The 21,034-nt window shown below is 48.6% G+C and carries 18 protein-coding genes; 10 read left to right on the top strand and 8 right to left on the bottom strand.

Features of this window, described 5'->3' with window-relative positions; genetic code table 11:
• Nucleotides 1-168: 168 nt before the first annotated feature.
• Nucleotides 169-1,056, bottom strand: a complete 888-nt coding sequence (locus tag VE954_RS15850) for a class I SAM-dependent methyltransferase (protein WP_324954434.1) — start codon at nt 1,054-1,056, stop codon at nt 169-171.
• A 479-nt stretch (nt 1,057-1,535) separates the two neighbouring features.
• On the bottom strand, nt 1,536-2,111 hold the full coding sequence (locus tag VE954_RS15855) for a hypothetical protein (RefSeq protein ID WP_324954436.1): 576 nt from the start codon (nt 2,109-2,111) through the stop codon (nt 1,536-1,538).
• Between the two features lie 437 nt (nt 2,112-2,548).
• Between VE954_RS15855 and VE954_RS15860 the strand changes: the two genes are divergently transcribed.
• The 3 genes from VE954_RS15860 (at nt 2,549) to VE954_RS15870 (ending at nt 4,835) form a co-directional block, all read left to right on the top strand.
• The gene (locus VE954_RS15860) at nt 2,549-3,472 is read left to right on the top strand and encodes a hypothetical protein (RefSeq protein WP_324954438.1); all 924 of its coding nucleotides are present in this window, start codon (nt 2,549-2,551) and stop codon (nt 3,470-3,472) included.
• Nucleotides 3,473-3,756: 284 nt separating this feature from the next.
• Complete coding sequence (locus tag VE954_RS15865; RefSeq protein WP_324954440.1) at nt 3,757-3,951, top strand: hypothetical protein; 195 nt, start codon at nt 3,757-3,759, stop codon at nt 3,949-3,951.
• Between the two features lie 98 nt (nt 3,952-4,049).
• Nucleotides 4,050-4,835, top strand: a complete 786-nt coding sequence (locus tag VE954_RS15870) for a dienelactone hydrolase family protein (RefSeq protein WP_324954442.1) — start codon at nt 4,050-4,052, stop codon at nt 4,833-4,835.
• A gap of 877 nt (nt 4,836-5,712) precedes the next feature.
• Here the strand turns inward: VE954_RS15870 and VE954_RS15875 are convergent.
• Complete coding sequence (locus VE954_RS15875; RefSeq protein WP_324954444.1) at nt 5,713-6,066, bottom strand: hypothetical protein; 354 nt, start codon at nt 6,064-6,066, stop codon at nt 5,713-5,715.
• A 242-nt stretch (nt 6,067-6,308) separates the two neighbouring features.
• On the opposite strand from VE954_RS15875, the gene VE954_RS15880 reads away from it, so the two are divergent.
• The 5 genes from VE954_RS15880 to VE954_RS15900 all read left to right on the top strand — a co-directional run bounded on the left by VE954_RS15880 (nt 6,309) and on the right by VE954_RS15900 (nt 13,132).
• Nucleotides 6,309-6,740, top strand: a complete 432-nt coding sequence (locus VE954_RS15880; protein ID WP_324954446.1) for a hypothetical protein — start codon at nt 6,309-6,311, stop codon at nt 6,738-6,740.
• A complete protein-coding gene (locus tag VE954_RS15885) occupies nt 6,740-9,169 on the top strand; it encodes a hypothetical protein (RefSeq protein WP_324954448.1) in 2,430 nt (809 codons plus the stop codon). The genes VE954_RS15880 and VE954_RS15885 overlap by 1 nt, the downstream gene beginning before the upstream one ends.
• A gap of 17 nt (nt 9,170-9,186) precedes the next feature.
• A complete protein-coding gene (locus VE954_RS15890) occupies nt 9,187-10,404 on the top strand; it encodes a hypothetical protein (RefSeq protein ID WP_324954449.1) in 1,218 nt (405 codons plus the stop codon).
• 963 nt (nt 10,405-11,367) lie between these two features.
• Nucleotides 11,368-11,787: a hypothetical protein gene (locus VE954_RS15895; RefSeq protein WP_324954451.1), complete on the top strand. Its 420-nt coding sequence runs from the start codon at nt 11,368-11,370 to the stop codon at nt 11,785-11,787.
• A 10-nt stretch (nt 11,788-11,797) separates the two neighbouring features.
• A complete protein-coding gene (locus VE954_RS15900; RefSeq protein ID WP_324954453.1) occupies nt 11,798-13,132 on the top strand; it encodes a trypsin-like serine protease in 1,335 nt (444 codons plus the stop codon).
• Nucleotides 13,133-13,214: 82 nt separating this feature from the next.
• Here the strand turns inward: VE954_RS15900 and VE954_RS15905 are convergent, their stop codons facing one another.
• From VE954_RS15905 to VE954_RS15915, 3 genes are all read right to left on the bottom strand, one after another.
• Nucleotides 13,215-13,979, bottom strand: coding sequence for a hypothetical protein (locus VE954_RS15905; RefSeq protein WP_324954455.1), 765 nt, complete (start codon nt 13,977-13,979; stop codon nt 13,215-13,217).
• 255 nt (nt 13,980-14,234) lie between these two features.
• The gene (locus VE954_RS15910) at nt 14,235-14,819 is read right to left on the bottom strand and encodes a hypothetical protein (RefSeq protein ID WP_324954457.1); all 585 of its coding nucleotides are present in this window, start codon (nt 14,817-14,819) and stop codon (nt 14,235-14,237) included.
• A 2-nt stretch (nt 14,820-14,821) separates the two neighbouring features.
• On the bottom strand, nt 14,822-15,667 hold the full coding sequence (locus VE954_RS15915) for a hypothetical protein (protein WP_324954459.1): 846 nt from the start codon (nt 15,665-15,667) through the stop codon (nt 14,822-14,824).
• Between the two features lie 470 nt (nt 15,668-16,137).
• Here VE954_RS15915 and VE954_RS15920 point away from each other — a divergent pair, with 470 nt between their 5' ends.
• The gene (locus tag VE954_RS15920) at nt 16,138-16,623 is read left to right on the top strand and encodes a hypothetical protein (protein ID WP_324954461.1); all 486 of its coding nucleotides are present in this window, start codon (nt 16,138-16,140) and stop codon (nt 16,621-16,623) included.
• Nucleotides 16,624-16,680: 57 nt separating this feature from the next.
• On the opposite strand, the gene VE954_RS15925 is transcribed toward VE954_RS15920, so the two are convergent.
• Together VE954_RS15925 and VE954_RS15930 are read right to left on the bottom strand one after the other, a co-directional pair.
• A complete protein-coding gene (locus VE954_RS15925) occupies nt 16,681-17,466 on the bottom strand; it encodes an N-acetylmuramoyl-L-alanine amidase-like domain-containing protein (RefSeq protein ID WP_324954463.1) in 786 nt (261 codons plus the stop codon).
• 111 nt (nt 17,467-17,577) lie between these two features.
• Nucleotides 17,578-18,102: a GNAT family N-acetyltransferase gene (locus VE954_RS15930; RefSeq protein ID WP_324954465.1), complete on the bottom strand. Its 525-nt coding sequence runs from the start codon at nt 18,100-18,102 to the stop codon at nt 17,578-17,580.
• 314 nt (nt 18,103-18,416) lie between these two features.
• Between VE954_RS15930 and VE954_RS15935 the strand changes: the two genes are divergently transcribed.
• Complete coding sequence (locus tag VE954_RS15935) at nt 18,417-20,876, top strand: hypothetical protein (RefSeq protein WP_324954467.1); 2,460 nt, start codon at nt 18,417-18,419, stop codon at nt 20,874-20,876.
• Nucleotides 20,877-21,034 lie beyond the last annotated feature (158 nt).

The raw sequence follows: 21,034 nt of genomic DNA on the forward strand, positions 1-21,034 counted from the left end.
ACTACAGAACTCCACAACAGGTTCACGTTGGCGAATACAAGGCTAAGGATACAATTGTTGGTAAGAAATACTTGAAAGCAGTGGCATAATGCTTTAACTATCAAAATCTCTCCGCTGGTCTAAAGCATAGGGTCCACTTCACATGCCATACATCTAAAGCACAAATGTTCATACCTTCTCGCATCTTAAAAGAGCTAATTTTCTGGAATGATGAACCTTCTCATAGCTTCCGGCTACCTTATGTAACAACTCAATCAGCCGCTTCTCTGTAGAGATTTTCAAATCATCGCTCAAAATTTGATACCAATAAAACGTCTTGATACCCCACAAGACTTCATCTATAGACCCAGAGAAATCGACTTCGAATTCGTCTATAACTAGGTTTGAAATTTCTGGATAAATGGAGAGAAATTTTTCAATGCCTGCTTTTGAAAAAAATTCAGGCTCACCGAAACCACCGTAGTTTTTTGCATAATTTGGAAATATATCTTTAATTATGACTCTTATTCCTGAATCCAGGGCGGTGTTCGGTTGGCTACAACGACTCCAAACAGCTGGTAAGATGACTGAAAAGATCCCGCCATGCTTTAAAACACGAAATGCTTCCTTGGCAGCAATCGGGATAGGTTTAAACATTGTAAAAGCCATATGACTAACCACTGCATCAAACAACTCATCATCAAATGGAAGCTGGTCAGCTGCGGAGAGTTTGAAGGATACTTGAGAGCTTGAAAATATTTGTTCAGCAGACTTCAAACATTGTCCAGAAATGTCAACACCGGTATAAACAAGCTTAGAACCTGCATTGATGTCAAGATACTTGCAAAATGTTCCAATGCCACATCCAAGATCGAGTATTTGAAAATCTGCGTGCGTTGGAATGCCAATCGAATCGTTCAGAACAGCATAGCTGGATTTCCCGTTTTCTGAAGGTCGCGAGAAATACCTCTCTGACCAGTCGCTATGCTGATCATGATAATCACGCATGCAATCCAGATGCTGATCACGAGTAAGCACCTCACCTGACACAACTACGTCAAGACTATTCTTAAGCACGACCGAATCCTCCCACCTGCCGGTTCCGCTGCAGCCTGCCCCAGCAAACTCCAAAATAGTTCGAGAAAAAAATGGGTGTGACTGGCTGTGCTGGGGCAGGGCTTTGACCCTTCCAAAGCAGACGTCGAACCTGCTCCCAATGCTACCGCCGACACAATGACATAACTGGTTGTACTCTTAAGGTGAGAAGAATCGAAATAAAAGCCAAAACGCAACGCGGCGTCGATTTTAAAGCCATCTCTCTCCAGCACAGAAAGAATTTTAAAAACCCATATCGCAGCGCCATCCCCATTAGATAATTTCTTACAGCAAGGCGCGGTATTTTTTCACCATCGCCACTCGATGGAGATCTGAAATTCGAGTGTTCTGGATGTTTTTTTCACGCAAGTTGGATCCTACAGCTCAGCTTGCTAGATCCTGCTCTGGATCAAGACAATCGCCTAGATATTTCCAGGCCTTTCACTACTCACAAGTTAAGGTCACTCAAACAAAGAATTATAAACAACCCAGCAAGGCGCCACACCAATCAACTCGGAATTGATATCACCTGGCTTTACAAAGACGGGGGCTGAACCTTCAAGACGGAAATCTCGTCCTTGATCATGGGTAAGAAGACCTCTTTCGACGGCTTGGTCGATGAGTTTTGAGCAGTACAAGTCGATATTGCCACCTTCGGGTAAGATGCTCTTGTAGAAATTCTTGAGCTCCTCCAGTTTCGCCTTCTTCTCTGTATCTTGAGTATTCGAAATTGCCTGGTCCAGGGCTGACAGTAGATCGCTTGGTTTAACAAGGTTACGAGCCTGCGCGAATCTCAGAAGTTGCTCCTGCTTTTGCTTGGCATCCGTAGAAGCCGCAATCTCCGCTTTCAGTTTGACGTTGTCCTCGCTTAACTGCAGCTTGCCTTCAAGTTCTTTCTCGAGTTCCGACACTCTATTTTTTAACTCGATATTCTCAAGACTAAGGTCAGGGTTGTCGATGACCTTGGTTTCCTTTTCTTTTCCACAAGCTTGCAGTCCGAGAACTAGAACAAAAATCAACTCTCTTTGTAATCCCATCAGCGTCTCCATTCATACACGGGAAAAATGTTAAATATCCGCAAACTATGCTTCCTCACTTGAGGTGACTAACTCAAGATTGAAAGTGTCCTTCTATAGTTAGCCCAACAAACGAAGTCCATGTGTTTATGCTACGCAAAGAATCTATCGTTCTCAGCGGGATCGGAGGATAATCCAGCGCGTCGAAAGCACGCTGGATTATGAACAACGAGCTACGGTCGTTATTAGCCACAGTCACAATTAAGGTGAATGTTCGAGTAAGCTACATTGCATCGAACCATGATTTGGAACGAGTTTCCATCGGGATAACTCTAATACTTCTATATATTTAGGGACTTAGGTTACACTGACGGGCAGGCGTCATGAAAAGGCTTAAATCCCGTGACAATGGGTCTTTTTTTGCTTCATTAGGAGCAATCCAAGTGGAGTGATACCAAGTGCGTAAGAAATACAGCCTGCTGTTGTTGGCTTCAATTGCGATCATACTCGCAATTTTGAGAGGCATGATTCTTACACTTGGGCCAGCCGGTGACCACATCACAAACACCAGTGTTGGTTCTTTGTCTATACCTGTGCGCAGAGGAAGCAGCCGCTCCTATACCAAAGGTATTGTTTCCTCAAAAAGTGAAAGAACTGTGTCGGTGCTGCTTGTTGGTGCACCTTCTGATCACTCTATCGAACCCTTTAGTTCACGCGTGGTGATGAGACTTAGCAGTGATCCTGGCCTTTCAAACACGATAGAAGGGCTTTTGCTCTTAAGTTATCTCCAACAGTTAAGTCCAACTGACAACCATCAATTAGAATTCATTTTCCAGGTTGCTTCTGATGCTGCGCAGCAACTCGCGGACGAGCAGTTGGCAGCGTCAGTTGAACTCGGCAAAATGCGGGCACGCCTTGAGGATCTCATTGACCAAGTAAACACCACTACCTATAACCGGGAAACAAAGCCAAGAGAATTGTTTCAGGTCTACTGCTTATACCTGGAGAAATTGGATGAAGGTCGCATCGCAAGCAGAAACATAGCGATGCAGAGCGAAAAGATAGAAGGCCTTAGAATGCAAGCAGGAGATGCAAAGGCGAAGGCTGGATCTTCTGCAAGCTCCCTATTGCTTCAAGATGAGGCTGGGAACTTGCATGCTGCTCAACAGGACCTAATGAGAATCAATAGTGACCTTCAAAATCTGAAACTGCAACTATCAACGTTATTGGAAAGCGCACCTGAGCAGGTCGGCATGGAATTCCTTAGTCGGCTCCAGGAATACGAGAAAGAAATGGAAACATACATAGATCAGGAAATTGTTGTAGATAGATTTGAAAGCATTTTGACGGCTGCGCGGCATGTTGATATCAACTCGATCTAACGCATTATGTCAGGCTTCTCGCCGCATCCCATCACCGTGCACAGCCAACCACCTTTCTTCTGGCAAATGCATTCATTGCAATCGCGCATGATTTTATCCCCTACGTAGTAACTTTTCCCTCTCTCTATACAGGGATCTATAGGTTTACGAGTGGTCACGCAGGACTGCAAGAGGATAAGGCCAACAGTCGGCATTATTTTTTGAATGGATTTCATCATTAGACCCTTTTCTTTGCTAGGATAGGCTTCCGTAACTTCAACAGGGAAATCAAAATCGTTGCCCGCGTGCAATTCGGTCCAAGTCTAGGTTCTAAAGATATCACTCTTGGAATCACCGAGATCAATCTGGAGACGATCGACCTGAGTGAGAAGGGTCTTCGCATCAAAGGCAATCAAGTCACAGCGGCTGGATACTATGTTAAGAATGGTCAGGCTGGGCTTCTGTACGATGTGACATTCACCTCGAACCAGCATCAGTAAAAGCGAGACATGAAGCGGGGATTTCCTTCCTGGAGCTGACGAGATACACTCCTGCTCCGAGGAAGGTCATCCTCTCTTTTTCCTTAAGAGGTCCACCTATGCAGCGCTTTATTTTTCTTCTGCTTTGCTCTTTCATGATGCCATGGGTTGCGGCGGGCGAAGAAGGCAAGCCTGTTCCCTACAAGGTAGGCGCTCTGAAAATGGAAGGGCTCTATCTCAAGCCCACGAAACCGATATCCCCGGCACGCGGGGTGCTTGTTCTTCATGAATGGTACGGCATCAACGACCACACACTGCAATTCAGTAAATGGTTGCAGGAAGCCGGATACCACGTGTTCGTCGCAGATCTTTTCGGCAAAACAAAGCGCACCAAGCATCCCAAGGAAGCGGAATCGTTTGTTAAGGAACGCATGGCCCAACCTGAGCAGTCGCATGCTATTTTTCAGAAGGCCCTCGAAGTCCTCCAGACGGAAGCCAAACTTAAGATCGCGCAGATAGCGGGTGTGGGCTTCTGCTTTGGAGGTTCCAGTCTCATTGATGCTTTACGTCGTGGCGTTCAGTTGCCTGCAGTCGCAACATTCCATGCAAATCCTGCAACACCGTTTCCCATTCGCTTGCAGGAACAGAAGGGGCGCCTCTTATTTGTCGCGGGAGCCGATGATCCCTTCATTCCCAAAGCGGCCGTGCAGCAGTTGATCGATGAATCCTTCGCGGCAAAATTGCGACTTGAATTGCACCTTTTGCCCAGGGTGAAGCATAGTTTTACAGTGGCCGGGGCCACACAGATGGGTCATGAGCATCATTTGCCCTTCGAATACAGCCCAGAGGCCACAGCCGAAGCCAAGGTTTTGTTGCTTGATTTTCTCGGTCGCTCTTTTCAATAAGCACGGACGGCACGAGGGAAAAACCCAATTGATGAGATAGCATCCATGCTTGAAAGACTTATTTTGAAGAGGTGACATCGAAGGGACTTCGGAAGGAAAAGGAACCACTCATCGGGGCGTTAGGCAAAAGATGGCCACCATATCACTGCGACTGTGAGGCGCCAGAACTGGTTCCCTGTGCTGCACGACAGTGCACGTGGATCGTATTCGCTTGCTCAAGCACCAGATCCGGGGATGGCATGACAGCATAACCATGCGGGCATAGCTCTTTAGCCCGATCATGGCAGGCGCTTTTTGATCCACTGAATGGACAGGTAATTTTGAACAAGTCCTGATTATAGGAGCTTTGTACTTTCTCGCTGGTCACGCAGCCGCTCATTAGAAGCGCGGTGAAAAGCAGAATGATGGGAAGGGATCGGTTACTCTTCATTATGCACCATTGGATACGATCTGAGTCACCAACGGCCCGATTTTAGCATGATTTTATTTCACGTAAAGTCCCTATTGATGGTCCGGCGAGTCCGTAAAAAATCGGCAAGGTCGCAATGAATTCGTTCAGAAAAATAAATACTTAATTTTGATGGAAAATAGCCTTAACCACGAATGGTGCGGCCTATCTCGTAGTGGCATCAGGTGTTAGCTCTAGGACTGGCCATTCCACCATTTTAACCTGCAAAGTCATTTTTTTTGACTCTGAGAGTTGGCACATAGTCAGCATTTGGTGAGGTCATGTCAAATGAATGCGTGATGCCCATGGCCAGACCGGAATAATCCGAATCCAGCGAGTGGGCATGTTATCGCATTTGTAACGGCTGCGCTGATGACGTCAGCCAAGGAATATTCAGAAAGAATTAAAAAGAGGCACTCACAGTGTGAGTCAGAACCGATTTAATGGTTCAGCCGAAGACCACTTCCGGTGCGTCCCCTGCGTCGCTTTAAAAGGCGGGTTGAGGAAGACAAGCTTGTGCTCATCGAAAACCACCGTTCCTTCTTCGCGGTTCACACTCGTAATTTTGACTTCCTGCGAGATATGAGTCTTCAAAGCTTTTGGGCAATTCGTTTCACAGATGAAAACTCTGGCCCCAGTTTTTTGGGCCTGCTCAGCCGCTTCGAGAACCATTTCATTCGTGTGGATACTTAGAAGTTTGCCTTGACTGCCCCATTCATTCGCAAAAACTTGTGCTTTCGGTGACCGACGGTGCATTACGACAATATAGAGATGCTCACTCATGCTTTCCAACTCTTCAGCATTATACGTGAATTTTCTGCTTACAAGACTATTATCGCATACTTGAGCGGGTAAATCTTGCTCAGCTTTAGTCTTTCTGCACCTGGCAAGCGAATCGAGGACAATTTAATTTCCATATTAAAATACTGTCTGTAATAAATGCCTACCAATCACGTCTCCTCAGGTTGCATGAAAAGCATGTTCGTCAATTTAGCGCTTTATTGAGTCGAACTACGGAGAGATGTGTGAAGATTCAGTCGATTATGCTGCTGGCAGCCCTCGGATTTGCGTCCGCTTGCGGCTCATCAGGTGGAAAAAAAGACAGACCCCAGCCTGAACAAACGACCGGTACCATCACGGCCTCGGAGCTTGCCCTGACCGACCAGGGTTCCTTTGACGCCTTGGAAGTCGGCAAACCTATCAAAATCATTGTAAAAGGTAAAAATGAGAAGGGTGAAGCCGTCGAAATGAAGGCGGACTCCTGGGAAGTGAAGCCAGCGACTCTGGCCTCGGTCAATGCTGAAGGCCTCCTGCTGCCCCAGGCGGCAGGTACCGGTGAACTGGTGGCCACTATTGGCAAGCAGCAGCTGAAAGCCAAAATCCAGGTCGTTGACCCTGAACTTCCAACCGAGCTGGTGCAGATCCTGATCAATGTTGCGCAGCCCGCTGAGCTCTAGTGGGCCAGTCGCTCCAGCTGACGACTGACTGCGTCTATAGTGATGATAGCCGCAAGGCCTTGGCTAACACTCAGTGGACGGTCGAAAGCCCCAATACGACCGAGGCTACGAACAACGCCGGCTTGTTTCAAGCCAAAAAAGCTGGTGTGGCTGTGGTCACGGCAAACTTCGACGGACTCGCTAGCAGCAAGGTGAACCTGACAATCAAGGATCCGGTTGTACCCGTCACCTTGAACGAGTTGCGCGTGGAAGCCTCCAGCGCGACGGCTCAGGTCGGTGACAAAATTTCCTTGGCCATCAAGGGTAAATATTCGAATAGCAGTGATCTTGTCCTTGTCAAAGATGCTGTCCGTTTCACTGTGACGCCTTCAGACATCGGCAATATCGTAATTCTGGGAGATGGAGCCTATCAGTTCCATGCCCTCAAGGAAGGCGAAGCCAGTATCGTGGTAAGCCAAGGCGATGTGAACTCGCAGGGTTTGAAAATCGCCGTTCAGAAACCTGCTGTGATCCTGAAGCAACTCAACGTGACCCCAAGCACGACAACTCTGACACCTGGTATTTCCAGTGAATTGAAAGTGGAAGCCTTGTATTCAGACAACAGCTCAAAAGTTGTCACTGACGGTGTCGAATTTGAGCTGAGTCCCGACAATGGAACCGTCAAGGTGGAAAAGACCAACGGTGTCTATCGTATGCTGGCTGAGAAGGAAGGCACAGTCAATATCGTTGCCAGCATCGGCGGAGTCAAAGCTCTGGGCTTCACGATCACGGTCAAGAAGCCTGTTGTGACACTGAGCGAGCTGTCCGTTGAAGCTTCCAGCCCGAACGTCGTGGTCGGCGATAAAGTCGCTTTGTCCATCAAAGGCAAGTATTCCAACAGCAATGACTTCGTACCCGTCAAGGATGCTGTTTCATTTTCCATCACACCAGCTGATATCGGCAGTATTATCCTTCTCGGCGATGGCGCCTATCAATTCCAGGCCCTCAAGGAAGGCGAAGCCTCCCTTGTTGTCAACCAGGGTGAAGTGAAATCCCAGGTTCTGAAAATCACCATTCAAAAGCCTGCTGTGACTCTGAAGCAGGTGATTGCCAATCCCGTGACCAAAGATCTGCTGCTTGGCGAATTCACAGAAGTGAAAGTGGAAGCTGTATATTCTGATAACAGCAAAAAACCTGTTACCGAAGGCGTCGAATTTGAGCTGAACCCCAACGACGGAATCGTGAAGCTGGAAAGCACCAGCGGAGCGTATCGTCTCGTGGCTCAAAGAGAAGGCACAGTTAACGTGACAGCCAGCGTGAGCGGCGTCAAAGCTCTGGGCTTTACGATCACAGTCAAGAAGCCTGCCGCGACCTTGAGCGAGATCATCGTGACAAGCCGCGCCACAGAACTGTTCGTGAGCAGCAAGGAAACCTTGACGATTACCGCAAAGTATTCCGACGGAACGGAAAAATCCCTCTTGGCAAGCGAGTCTCCGACTTTCAAAGTGGAGCCTGCTTCTATTCTTACTGTTCAACCCATCGGCGATGGTGACTACGAAGTGGTCGGCGCACAGGAAGGCACGGCAACTGTCGTTGTATCGTATGCTGGCGTTAGCTCCAAACCCATGACCTTTAAAGTTAATCCGAAACCTAAGGCAACCCTCGTAATTCTAACACCCATGACCGATGCTCCGACCCAAAAGCTTAACGTCTATGAGGAACTTAAGTTGGCTGCCTTCTGGAAATCCCAGCTTGGCAACGAGGGGGTTCCAGATGCGACTTGGAGTGTGAAAGCTGCAAGTGAACAGGAGCCGGCTGCGGGAGTCGTATTCCAGGATGGTGTTGTACGCGCCACCAAAGCTGGAAAGCTAATTGTGGAAGCAAAAGCTGCAGACGGTTCCACCGCTTCTTTGGAAATCGCGGTTGTCGAGGGAGCTGACTACAAATGGATGCAATTCTGGGTTTATGGCGATGTCCCTGACAACACCAAATTCATCTGGACAGCCCCCGAGGGTACCGACTTCGTCTTCACGGCAGAAGCCGAGGAGGTGAGCGCAGCCGCTTTGTATTGCGGTCGCAAAAGTCAGGCTGCTTTCAACCAGTTCCTGAAGGACAATGCTGAGATCGTGAAAGAGATCCACGATCTCAAAGGCACCAAAGACTTCCGCGTAATCCTGAACGTCGTGAAGACCCGTCAGGCCTTGTCTGCTTTACCGCGATTGGATCGCACCGCCTATTTCTGGCATTGGAACCGATATATCGGTCAGGTGCCGGTCCTGTCCATGAGCGCTTTCGACAAAGGCACTTGGATCTGGGAAGTCAACACCACTCAGGATGGCGAAGTCTGCGAGCAGCCTGATGTCAAAGAAGGACGCCGTTATCTGGAACACGCGCGGCAAAGGCTCAAAGTTATGAGCAACTATATCGTTCCATCGACAACTCCTCGCTAAGGGATATGGAAATACATATGAAAAAAAATATTGGTCAAAAAAGCCTTTGGATAGCCGCTTCAGCTTTGGCGCTGCAGATGAGCTGCGGTAAGCCCGAAAGCAAGTCCGACAGTCGGTTGGATGTGACATCGGTGAAGCATTCTCCTGTGAAACGCCAGTCGATCGGCAACTGCTGGCTCTATGCCCACAGCACGTGGCTGGAGTCGATGCTGCTCAATACGCTGGATAAGGTCGTCGATGTGTCCGAGACCTACTGGACGTATTGGGATTTCTATTGGAAGGTCAGCGGGCAGCGTCTGTATAAAGAAGGCGACGAAGATCTTGCCACGGGTGGCGGTTGGGGCCTGTCGACCAGCATCATCAAGAACCACGGCTGGGTGGAAGAAGGCAAGTTTATCATGACGGCCGATGGGCTACCGGCGGATACTGAGGCCATGAGTCGTTCTCAGGCTTGTGCGGAAACATATATGTTGGAGGCCTTGAAAGAGGGTGGTTCGTTGGTCGGAGTCACAGATTCCACTGCTATCCATGCTGCTCTGCAGAAAGCCTTCAGCTGCGGCGGCGACTATAAAGTGAACCTGAATCCTGATGGTTCCATACCGGAAGGGCTCGAAGTTCACTCAGCCCAGACCACCATGCTGAAAGATGTCAAAAATCCCCAGCGTAGTCAGTCCCTGCAGTACTGGGTTGATCGGTGGTCCTCCGTGAGCCCGGTCAGTCCTTACAGTAAAAATTCAGGCAAGCGCCTTCCTTCTCTGGAAACCGAAAAACAATCGACTGACGTGGTCAAGAGGGTCATGAAGGCTTTGAATGACAAGCAGCCCGTGGTCATGTCTTTCTTTGTCAGCTTCAATGCGCCCAACGAAAATGGTGTTTTCAATACCCGGACTCTGGCTGATGCGCGTGAACTCGGTAGCTCGGGTGGACACATGGTTGTCCTTCATGACTATACTGTGACCGATGTACCGGGACAGGAAGGCGGACGCTTGGGTGAGGGTGACCTTAGTCCCGAACTCAAAAACGCGGCTCTAGGTGGCAAATTGGAAATGCTTGTGGCCAAGAACTCCTGGAGTAGCGACCGTGCCGACCGTCCCTGGATTAAAGATGGTTTCAGCCGCTTCAGCTGGGATTACCTGACGAGCTACTATTACGATGTGGAATTGAACAAAGACTATACCGACAGGTACGTGTTCAAGAGTTTTGGTCAGGAATTCATCCTGCCGCCGGGTTACTGATTCAATTCGTTAGTTGAAATATAAGGGGGTTCATTTTTGATCCCCCTTCGTTGTTTGACTTCGCCTGCGCTATTTCAAGATGCGCTCGAGGGCTGACAATCGATCCTCGCAAAATATGAAAATTTGTCTTCTCTGTCTGCAGCATGTCCATGTACCAATGCTGCTGTTTCAATCTAAACACCGCATCGTGACGTGTGCAGTCCTGAATAAAAGGGAAATTGGCTTCGCACAGAAAGGTTTGTGTATACTTACGTGATTTTGTTCACAACACTGCGTTTAAACATTTTCTTCATTCCCTGCAATGTCTGTTCAGTTCCGCTGTTAAACGAGGGTATGTCCCTGAGATGCCGTGATAGGCATAGACTCTATCAGTATCTGGTATTGAGGATTGTCTAAACCGATTCGAAGAGGATTTCAATGCGAGGGAAAATGAATTTGGAATTGATAATAGGCCCATGGATGGCAATATTTTTTGCTTTAATACTTGCCAGCTCGTGCACAAAAAAGAGCTCTAACAAGGGCGGTGAAAACGAGCCAACATGCCAGGGATGCCCGATAGGCAGCAATGGAACGGGACCAGCCCCGTGCACGGAGAGTTGTCCCCCAACCCTGACCTCTTTCAGCACCTGCGACCCGAGCAAATATGCAATATTGGCAGAAGACCAGGTGCCTGCACATTGTCCCGACCTTCCCTCCATGGAGGCACCTCAAGGCAGCTTCGCTGTTACAGGATATAAGGTGGCCGAGGTCCGCAATGCCAAATGCGAACTAAGCTGCCTAGCTCTGATGATAAACTCGGATACAGCCCTTGCTGCCAGCAGCTGCTTTGATCAAGGTTCAGACAAACTTTTTGCACGTATAGATAAGACGAATTATGCCCTGATGGGACCAGCCGAATGTCTGCCCCATAAATTCATCCGGGATCAAATGGGACGACCCAACGCTCTCCTGGGTGGACTGCCCATGGCGTTTTTTTCCATTAAAGGCAAAGTTGCTGATGTCAAAGCTCCAGTTGATGTCACCCGAACAGAAGTTGACAACCTTCCTCATAGTGATGGCGATCCTCAATTTAGTCCTGTCGCAACACTTGACGAGCTGTATTGGACAGGATCTCAAATTTTGGGAAGAAAGATCATCAACCCCCGCGATGTTCCAACCGATGGTACGCAGCTGATTGTCGCAGCAACTCCAGTTCGAGAGAACTGCAATTTCACACGATCCCTGGGACTTTTTGTGAGTCAGGCCGAGGAACGTTATCTACTCGCTCTGCCTATGTATCCCATTAACAATGCTTCTGACTGCAAGCTTTGGCAGGGAGCGGTGCACTTTCAAGTTGATCATGTCCTCAGCCGAGAAGCGCTCGAACTCAAGTTAAAGAAGTGAGGAATTTCCTATGCTGATATCGCCAAAACCTGGAATCTGTCTTTTGCCTGTCGTTTTCCTGCTTGCTGCCTGTGGTCAGGGAGTGGATACAGGCTCGCATATGATGATCCAGAACGGCATTCAAGGACACGATAATGATTTGCAGTCCGTCATGGCTATTGAAGTGTCGTCTGAAAATGGCAACTGGATTCCTCAATGCAGTGGTGTCTATCTTGGTGACAGATTGTTCCTGACCGCGAGTCACTGCTTTCGTAAGGAAGCTGAAGCCGAGATTTTAGCCAGTGAGGCTGACTTGATACCTGTCGATCGTTTCCGCATTCGAAGCAAAGACGGACGCTTGCATGGGATTCAAAGAACCTATCTGGAGACTTTTGAGTGGGGGCGCGCCCGTCATGGCAAGCGCATCTTTTCCGGCTTCATAGGCTACGATCTAGCCCTGGTGAAACTTGACAGCGAACCTTCCGAGGCACCCTCAAAGTTGATCAGTCCTGAACAGACTTCAAATTTTACGCCTGTCATGGCCCATCAGGAAATTCTCCTGGGAGGATACCAGGGGACGACCAGTCTCAGCTATGGCCTTCAACCTTTCATTCGATATCTGGATCCTGCCCAGACCTTTCTTATGTCGGGAACGGGTACAAAAGAAGGTGCTTCGATCTGCGGTGGTGACAGCGGTGGTGGTGCTTTTGTGAAGACCGATGTGGGTTATGCCTTAAAGGGTATCATTTCATTTTATATTTCACGCAACTTTGGAGTTTCCGTGCCAGAACAGGGTGCATGTGAAGCTGGAACTTACAGTGGAATCGTTGACCTGCAAAAATCCGGTCCAGCCGCATTCATCGCACGAGCCACGGTTGCTCTACAGAACGACGCCGAAACCAATCCTTTTATCCTGAGAAATCTTGTGAATCGACGCTCAACGCCTGGCCAACAGGAGGCTGAAGATTTCGTCAGCGGAGCGGACTTCACAGCTGGGAACCAGGGAAACCAAGCCATAAGTAGTAAACTCCAGCAGAACGTTGATATCTTCAGCGAAGACCAGACCGGGACAATTTACGTAGGTGCGACAGAAATCGGAGAATCGTTAACTTATGCAGTCAATAGCACATTCCAAGGTCCCGCCCAGGTGACTCTCCGCGTGAGAAACCTGAGTGACAAGTCGCAAGGACGACTGATCCTAAGGACAACGACTCAATCCCTCGATGTCAAGGTACCTTCAGGGAGCGGCGACTGGCAGCTTATGAGTGTGCCGCTCAAGATGGAAAAAGTGAGCCCTAGCTATCGATTGGGTTTCGAGATCGCTGGTCCGGTCGATTTTGATTGGTTCGCCATCGAGAAAAAGTGAATGGTTGTGTCCGGGACAGGGACACAACCCCAGGAATTTCTGCCAAGAGCCTGCGCTGATTCTTGAGCGGGCATCAATACCCTCAAGACTTTTGCAGGCGTTGAATCTCGCTCAGACGACTTTCATATTTATCGTAGATCGGCTTTTTGAGAAGATACTGCGGCTTTTTCTTGATCTTTTCAAATTCCTGCCGGGCCTTCTCTCCATCTTTCCCAATCGCCAAGGCCTGAATATAGAAATAAGGGTACGGATAAGACCTATGTGGGGTTGCGGCTGCGTGATCTTCCCAGGCTGCTATCGCCTTTTTAGCAAAGTACTCGGCCTCTGCTAAGCGCCCGTGTTTTAAAAGCTTGAAAGCGTATTCAGATCCCCCAACGCCGATGGAAAAATTCCCTACAGATTTGTCACCTGATGTAAGGAGCTCGCACCCTAAAAGATACTGCTCTACAAAGCGATTGGAATGATAATAGTACTCATTCCGCAGAACACCTTGCATTCCTCGCGAAAAATCACCAAGTCGCTCCATCAGAGAAAATAGCGTTTTCTCCGTACGAGCCTTCACTCTCTTTTCCTCGTCAGGGCTCAGGACTTCGGAGTAGTCTCCATCCATAACAGCTGAAATATACTGAGCGTGCGCACTATTAGGATAATCTCTGAGATATTGACTCGTCATTTCGTTGACCTTTTTTAGGTCATCCCAATTTACGCTTTTTGCCCTAGCTCGCCAGTCGATATATTGTTTGTCATTGTTAATCATCAGCTCTTGATCAGATTTTGTTGCGCGACTGGAATGGACACATCCTGCCACGAACCAAAATATGAGAAGGAAACTCCAACACTTTTGCAAGTGACACTCCTTTGGCTTAATGAAATATCGTCACACTTTCTGTGTGACAGTCAAATACTGCGGGATTTTTATATCGATATTGGCTATTTCATGCAAGAAGTGCACGTCAGACTCGAATGATCTCGTGAAAAAAGCGTTTTCACTATGAACGTCACAGCGTCTCGCTGCAGGAGTTACTGGATTTTGATAGGCAGGGTCTTGACGAACCAGGCCATCTCACAGAGATGGCCTAAGAGTCCTGGTTAGAGACGAGCATCATCCGTTCGGATCTGTTACCGAAGGTTCGCTTCCGGGTTTAAAGGGCGAACGCAGGGCCTTGATAACACTCACATCCAAACGCTTAGGGTAGTAATTAATAAAGCTGCCTGGCTTGACGATGGGCAGGTCGTCGTCGAGGCCAACCGGTTCTGCGATGTCCAGGTTGCCAATGCCGATGGAGATTCCGCCTGGATCGATCTCACATCCCTCGGTTCCTACTACGCACCATTCCTTTTGCAGGTTGAGCTTATAGCGATCGGTGTCAAAGCAAACAAATCTGGTATCCACTTGGAAGGTACCGGCGCCTTCAAAGCTGGCTTGACTGAATCCGTATAAGCAGGTTCTCGACTCATCGAAGGCAGCTTGCAAGCCGATAAACTTCGTCCCCACGACTTCCACATAACTCTTATTCTCGAGGTAATTGAACCATTCAGCGGTCTTCTTGAGATAGAAAAACTCTTTTTTCGCAAGCCGGTCTGAATACGAATGAGCCTCTGCAGATTGGAAAGGTCCCAAGCTGGAGGAGACGAAGAATATTGGTAAGACCAATCGTTTAAAGCCGCGGTTAGGTGATGGGTTCATATTTAGATCCTCTTTGCATGGGTGGCTACGGGATAGATTTGTACATTGAATCGTATGATGGTATCGCCTGAGTTCGATTCGATGCGGGACTGAGCACTTCTTAGGTTTTGCTTTACGTAGTCCAGGTCCTGGAGATACCTGGCCTTCTCAGCTGTGATGATGCCGCTATAGAAGACTGTTTCCTGAGGGTTGTTCTGGAAGTCGCTGACATGATCGAGGGCTTCGCGTATCGACGATTTGAGATAATCAATCTCGTTTTTCTTGTTCGTGGCTAGATAGACGTGAAGAATGTTGGTGTAATCGGGCGAATAGCTGTATTGGTCGCCTTCTTTAACCAGGAGCCCATTTTTGATGAGGTCATACAAGCCCTGTTCCACTTCAAGGTGTCTGTCTCTCTTGAAAAGATCGAAAATCTGGTTCTTGATCGCTTTGCCATCCTTGAAGAGGTGCAGACAGGCGCCAATCAGCATGACGAGATTGATATCCCGGACCCCGGACAGCTCCAACGTTCCTGACGTGAGCTTTTTCTCTGAGTCCCGAACCTCGGATCGGATACGGGCGGCCTCCGCCTCGTTAAGGTCGGCGACGTCGAGCATGAGCTTTCCCTTCAGGAGTTCGGCCTCGGTGAGTGGCAAGGCCAGAAGCTCGACGATGGGGACGACATGCTTGGGGTTCAGCTTTTTCTTCTCGTTGAAGACTTCGGACAGATAGCTTCTGGATTTGATTCCAATCCGCTTGGAGATGTAGCTATAGGAGAATTTTGAGTCAACAGAGCGACGCAGAGCAATGAGCGATCTCAGTGCTACTAAGCTAGTGCTGGATAGGATGACAGAAGCTGGATCTACCATAAGGCCTCTTGCAATGCGGCTTACTTGGTAATGCATAGTTGGCTCGTTCGCAACGAAAAGATGCACTGACCGGGTAGCCAAAGTCTTAATAAAACAGCGTTCTTAGAGTCAAATGCTAGTCACTAGCGAGCACATCTTACTGAGTAAAGGGAATTTGTCATTCTTAATGATCGGTTAGGTCGTTAGCCAGCATTTTTAACATACATAGTTGTCACTGGTTTCATCTTTTCCACCGCGTCACTACTGCTATTCTTCTTCGCTTTGTTGTCGTCCTAAGCTTCGCCTCGTGCACGAAAGTAACCAGAATTTCAGTGTTCGCTGATGGTGAACAGGAATTAACTTTTGGCACCGATTGAGATCCACCTGAACATGAAATCGCGTTAAGGTTGGCTCCGAACCGAGGTAACGCTTTTGAAGGACGTTTTCTCGGGTGACATCATCACTTATAGACCAGGAAAATGGAGAGTCTCATGAAAAATTTTGCAATGTTTGCTCTTGTCGCCGGACTTGTTGCTTGCGGTCAGAACCCAGAAGGTTCTGATGTTGCCAGTCACCAAAGCAAAAGCCGTTTGGCCAAGACTTATTCGTTCAGCGTTGACCGTCGTCCTGTTGACGGCAACTTTGAAACTATCAGCGTGAAGAAAGACCAGTTTGGCACTTACAGCGCCAGCCTTCGCGTGATCACCGCAGGCTTCGGCTTCCCTTCGACCGATACAACGGAAGAGCTGGGCACCGGTATGACCTGCGTGGAATCCAAGAAAGGCCAGAAGCTTCTGGCTCTGAAATGCTCGGTGGACATGCGTCCTGCTGATGGCGCACTGGTCGAGCTGACTTTGAGCAGAACAACGGAAGGACTGTACGATGCAACTCTGCGTAAGGCAACTTATGCAACACTGCAAGGTCCAGCAACTGACGTGACCAATGACATCGCGTACGGTTTGACCTATAACCGCTGAACCGTTTTCAGGGTTTGATTCCCACGGGCTGCATACGTAGCCTGTTGGGACTCTGTTTTAGAGAGATTTAAAGCGCACGAGCTGAATACCCTTTAACGTCGCGTGCTCCTTGTAAGCCTTCATATATTCTACAAAGTCTTCATCCCCGACTCTTCCCCGTACAGCCGAAGCATGGCGTAAAATAATCCGATCACCCTTCAGGATCAAAAAACCTTGATGTGACACGTCAATGCGGGTGCCGATGTATTTTATTGTGTCCCAATTGGGTCGAATGAAATTGGCCAGAAGAACGCCTTTCTGAAGTTCCTGACGGAGGCGGTTCAAGCCTTGGGGGTTATCGAGAAGCTCTTGAAAAGTTAGGTAATGCATGAATGCCGGAATAGGTTTGTCCGCCGGAAATCGACTTTCGAACTCGCGGAGCTTAGCCGGGTGCATTTTGCTGTACCAAGCCTTGCGATCAATCGTTGTTAGGGATTCTGCGAGTGGGAGTCCTGGATCGCGTGTAACATCCACAATCGCGCCACGCTTTTCATGGTAAGGCATCCAATCCAAGCTTATAAAGTGAAGTCGCTGGGTGAAGGCGATTTCGCCATTAAGATAGCGAATCTTTTGAAGATGGTCTGTCCAATGTTCTTTGGGCTCCGGCGCAAGGGACATGGCCCAAACCGTTTCGATAAATGTTGTGCAGTCGAAGGCGTCAAGGCGAAACGTCGGATCCGGGTCGTGACTTCCAGGCCCTTCCCCTAGAGCGTTATCGATAAAAGGAGCACCAATAAATCTCTCGCTGACCGCTTCAATGCCCTGTTGAAAAGGAATTTGACCAGGAGAAGGCGGAAGCCACACGGAGTGCTCAGCACCAGTCTCGGTTTTCCTGCTTAAAAGGGTGCAAGATACGGCAAGAAAAATGATGCAAAACAAGATGGGTTTTTTATGAATAATCAGTTCTTAGCCCTCTCAGGTACGACCGGCTAACGAGCTTCGATCGATGGAAAAGCGCACATAGTGACCTTCGTTGCAAATAGGCGCCGCTTTTCCGAAGAAGGTCCCCTCAGGCACCAGACCCAGAGATTTCAAAAGTTCGATGACCGGCAGGTTTTCAACTGGGATTTGCATGACAAGTTTCTTGAGGGAAAAGCTATCGAGAAAATAGAGGAAAGCATCCCAGGCCATGGAAGACGCAAGCCCCATGCGACGGTGGTCGGGATTCCAGATATGAACATGAACCAGGGCTTCCTGGTCTGGGACGAGGTTGTTAATGAGTACAGCGCCCGCCGGTAGACCATCAATCTCACCCACCAGGGTCGACCATGGGCCCTGCTCGGGCATGGCAGCGAACACATTTTGCATCCTGGTTAACATACTGGCCCGATCGCCCAACATGGATATGTCGAGAGACGCTCTCAAATGTGAACTCTGAGGACCGAACCAGTAGTCGGCGAGATAAGTTGCATCGGTGGTCTCTGGCTTTCTTAGAGTCACAACCTAGTCTTTAATTATTTTCTGCAGGACTACATTCATGGGTTCGACCTTATTGAGGTAAGCCTTCCGACCAGATTTGCGCTTACCATTGTGATTATGGACTGGGCAAGCCGACTCTGGGCTCTCACCATGTCATCGTATCATAGCCTGCTATCCAAAGCAGAAATAACAGGGAACTACGGATCCACGTTGTCCGTTTTTTCGTTCTCATGAAATGTCCGCCACTTTTTTCTCCGAACCCTGCAATTTTCCTCGATGATATCAGTCTTTAAATAGGGACGACTTTTCCCCGTTCAGGTTTATAAGGATCAGCCATGCAGAAGATGAGATTATCCTTTCTTGCCCTCATTATCGTAACGACGCTTGGCGCCTGTACCAAGCCGCAAAACAGCAAGCCGCATGGCTATGTGAGTCACACTGACGATCGCTGGCCCTCTTCGACTATCACGACGTGTTTTGAGCAGGATGGCTTTGATCTGGATAAGTCCACGGTCGCTGCCGCTGTCACGTCGGAATTTGCCAAAGCAGGATTCAAGTATACCGGCTGGGAAAAATGTAAAGATGATGAGTCGGTCGATCTTCGGGTGCAGTTTGAGAAGGACAGCGAGGGGAGCCGGGTTGTTGATTTCGGGAATCGTCTGAAGGGTCTCCCCAACGGAGTGATTCTGGGCCTTTCTCATGAATGTTTAAATGAGTATTCGGGCAGTCACTGCCAGGCGAACGTGGCCCTTCATGAGTTTGGACACGCCATAGGGCTTCATCATGAGATGAACCGCCAGGATGATGTTGATTGCCGCTATCAGCAGACTTCGGATCGGTCGGGGGAACAGGATGCCACGCAGATTGGTGATTTTGATCCTAATTCGATTATGAACTACTGCAAGGTTTTTGAAGCCAATGACAAGGATGAATACCTGGGCCTGAGCGAGCAGGATGTGGCGACAATCCGGGCGCGGTATGAAAGTCCTCAGGCGCAGCTGGAAGCAACTGGGTTCCATATTCTGAAGGATAGTGCTGAGTTTCCAGGCCAGGTGCAAGGGCACCGCGTTTCCCAATATCGGTACAAGTTGGACCTTTTGGAAAGCATCGATTGCAAAAACCTGGAAGGGTATTCGGACGCAATCGGCATTGAAACTACGATTCCTCAAGCTGTGATGGATTCCAAACCACGTAATCGTACGCTACGCCTTTGCTTGATCGGCGGTGATAGCGAAAGTAACTGGCAAAGCCTGGAGCAGTATACTTCAAAAGATTTCGTAATGTCTCAAAGCGATGGCACCCAACCAGTGCCTGCGATAACCCTGCATCTTGGTCCCTATGGCAAGGATTATCTCAAGCTGGATATGACATTTGCGGAACCTCTGCCTGCTGCCACGATATCAGCTGAACTTGGTCTTCTGGAAAAGCCAGAACTCGTCGAAAGCTCCGAACAAAAAGTTTTGGTCTCTAAGGATGAAAAGACCCTCTCCGTACTCTTTAAGCGGGATCGTCTGCGAGACAATGGTACTGTCTTTGTAAAGCGTTTGGTTATATTTACGCGATTTTATAAGAGTGCCTTTCTTTCAGCGAATGGCCCGGACGCGCCTCTTTCTGATTTTCTAAGCGAAGAAGTGGCTGTTCCGAATGCAAGCATGGTCCTTACGGATGGCTTTGTTAAAAGTGATAAAACCACTCGCGTCCGTTCCCTGGAACTTGAACCGGCGAAGACAGAATATGCCACACGCCGATATCTGGAACTGACGGTGGATACCGATTCGGACATGAGCAGGGTTGATCTTGGTTTCAAACTTGTGGGGTCGGATAAATCTTTCGATATTCGTGGTTCCAAGGTCTACCGCAAAGGAAATGGTCGGTATCGGGTTGCGATCGATCACTCCAATTTGGTTTACAAAGGGATATACCGCCTGCAGTCCCTGAAGGTTCATGATTATTTCTCTGAACAGGTTACGGACGTGGCTCCAGAAGACCCTGTCCTGTCTGGCACAAGTTCTAAAGTTCCCGAGATTGAAATAACCGCGGGTTATCCTTTGAATGCGAAAGCGCCGGTCATTACAGACATCGTCGCTCCTGAAGTTTTTGATCTGGCTGATCTTAGCCAGGACCTGAGCGTGAAAGTTACAGTCGAATCAGAAATTCCTGTTGTGGCTGTCATCGCGCAATTTGTCGGTCGACATCCTGCCAATAACATTCCTATTAGCTTCAGTTTGCCCTTTTTCTCAGAGCACAAAGGACCCGATTTTCAAATTGAACCTTATTCCACCTACGGTATGGATAATGACACATACCGGCTCAGGTCCATCTCCTTGTACGACGCCGGGCAGAACGTCACCGAAATTGAAATCAAACCCGGCGACCTTGTTATTCCTGGGACCAATGTTCCCGTGCCTCAATTCAAAACAATCGGTGGGGATCTTCCGGAAGGGCCCGCGATTCTTTCGGTGAAGGTGGATGCCGCAAGTTACAAAAAAGTCGATACCATGCAGGTCCGCATTACGACCACGGAAGAGCAGCCTCTCATAAGCGGGACTGTGTCGATCAGAAGCCTTGCAGATCCGAGTATCGAGTTTCAAGTGGACTTCGATAACCCGGGGGGTAGCGAAAGTCTGGTTACAATACCCATCGACGAAAAATTTAAGGTATCTGGCGCGTATGTGGTCGCAGATGTTTATGGCTTTGACGAGCACTTGAATATGCTGGCTCTAAGTTTGATTGACCTGGATAAGACGGAGTATTGGTTTACCCAAATTACCGCTCCACGATTTCATGTCCAGTGAAAGAGAAAGTATTTGAAAGACTCCTGCAGGCTTGTCCGAACGAGATCGTCGAGTTGAATGGAGTTTGCGCCAAGGAATGCACAGGGGCCTGGCGTGACCCACTCAGAAAAGACATTCAGACGCACCAAATTTAGTTATTTTAAAGAATCGCTTCTTTG

Origin of the sequence: Oligoflexus sp. (assembly GCF_035638955.1) — a bacterium.
Taxonomy (GTDB): Bacteria; Bdellovibrionota_B; Oligoflexia; order Oligoflexales; family Oligoflexaceae; genus Oligoflexus.

What these genes read in the sequence shown, in the direction of transcription:
- VE954_RS15910 (WP_324954457.1), bottom strand. Translation starts at nt 14,819, where the DNA reads ATGAACCCATCACCTAACCGCGGCTTTAAACGATTGGTCTTACCAATA.
- VE954_RS15915 (WP_324954459.1), bottom strand. Translation starts at nt 15,667, where the DNA reads ATGGTAGATCCAGCTTCTGTCATCCTATCCAGCACTAGCTTAGTAGCA.
- VE954_RS15895 (WP_324954451.1), top strand. Translation starts at nt 11,368, where the DNA reads ATGGCGTTTTTTTCCATTAAAGGCAAAGTTGCTGATGTCAAAGCTCCA.
- VE954_RS15920 (WP_324954461.1), top strand. Translation starts at nt 16,138, where the DNA reads ATGAAAAATTTTGCAATGTTTGCTCTTGTCGCCGGACTTGTTGCTTGC.
- VE954_RS15870 (WP_324954442.1), top strand. Translation starts at nt 4,050, where the DNA reads ATGCAGCGCTTTATTTTTCTTCTGCTTTGCTCTTTCATGATGCCATGG.
- VE954_RS15935 (WP_324954467.1), top strand. Translation starts at nt 18,417, where the DNA reads ATGCAGAAGATGAGATTATCCTTTCTTGCCCTCATTATCGTAACGACG.
- VE954_RS15875 (WP_324954444.1), bottom strand. Translation starts at nt 6,066, where the DNA reads ATGAGTGAGCATCTCTATATTGTCGTAATGCACCGTCGGTCACCGAAA.
- VE954_RS15890 (WP_324954449.1), top strand. Translation starts at nt 9,187, where the DNA reads ATGAAAAAAAATATTGGTCAAAAAAGCCTTTGGATAGCCGCTTCAGCT.
- VE954_RS15900 (WP_324954453.1), top strand. Translation starts at nt 11,798, where the DNA reads ATGCTGATATCGCCAAAACCTGGAATCTGTCTTTTGCCTGTCGTTTTC.
- VE954_RS15855 (WP_324954436.1), bottom strand. Translation starts at nt 2,111, where the DNA reads ATGGGATTACAAAGAGAGTTGATTTTTGTTCTAGTTCTCGGACTGCAA.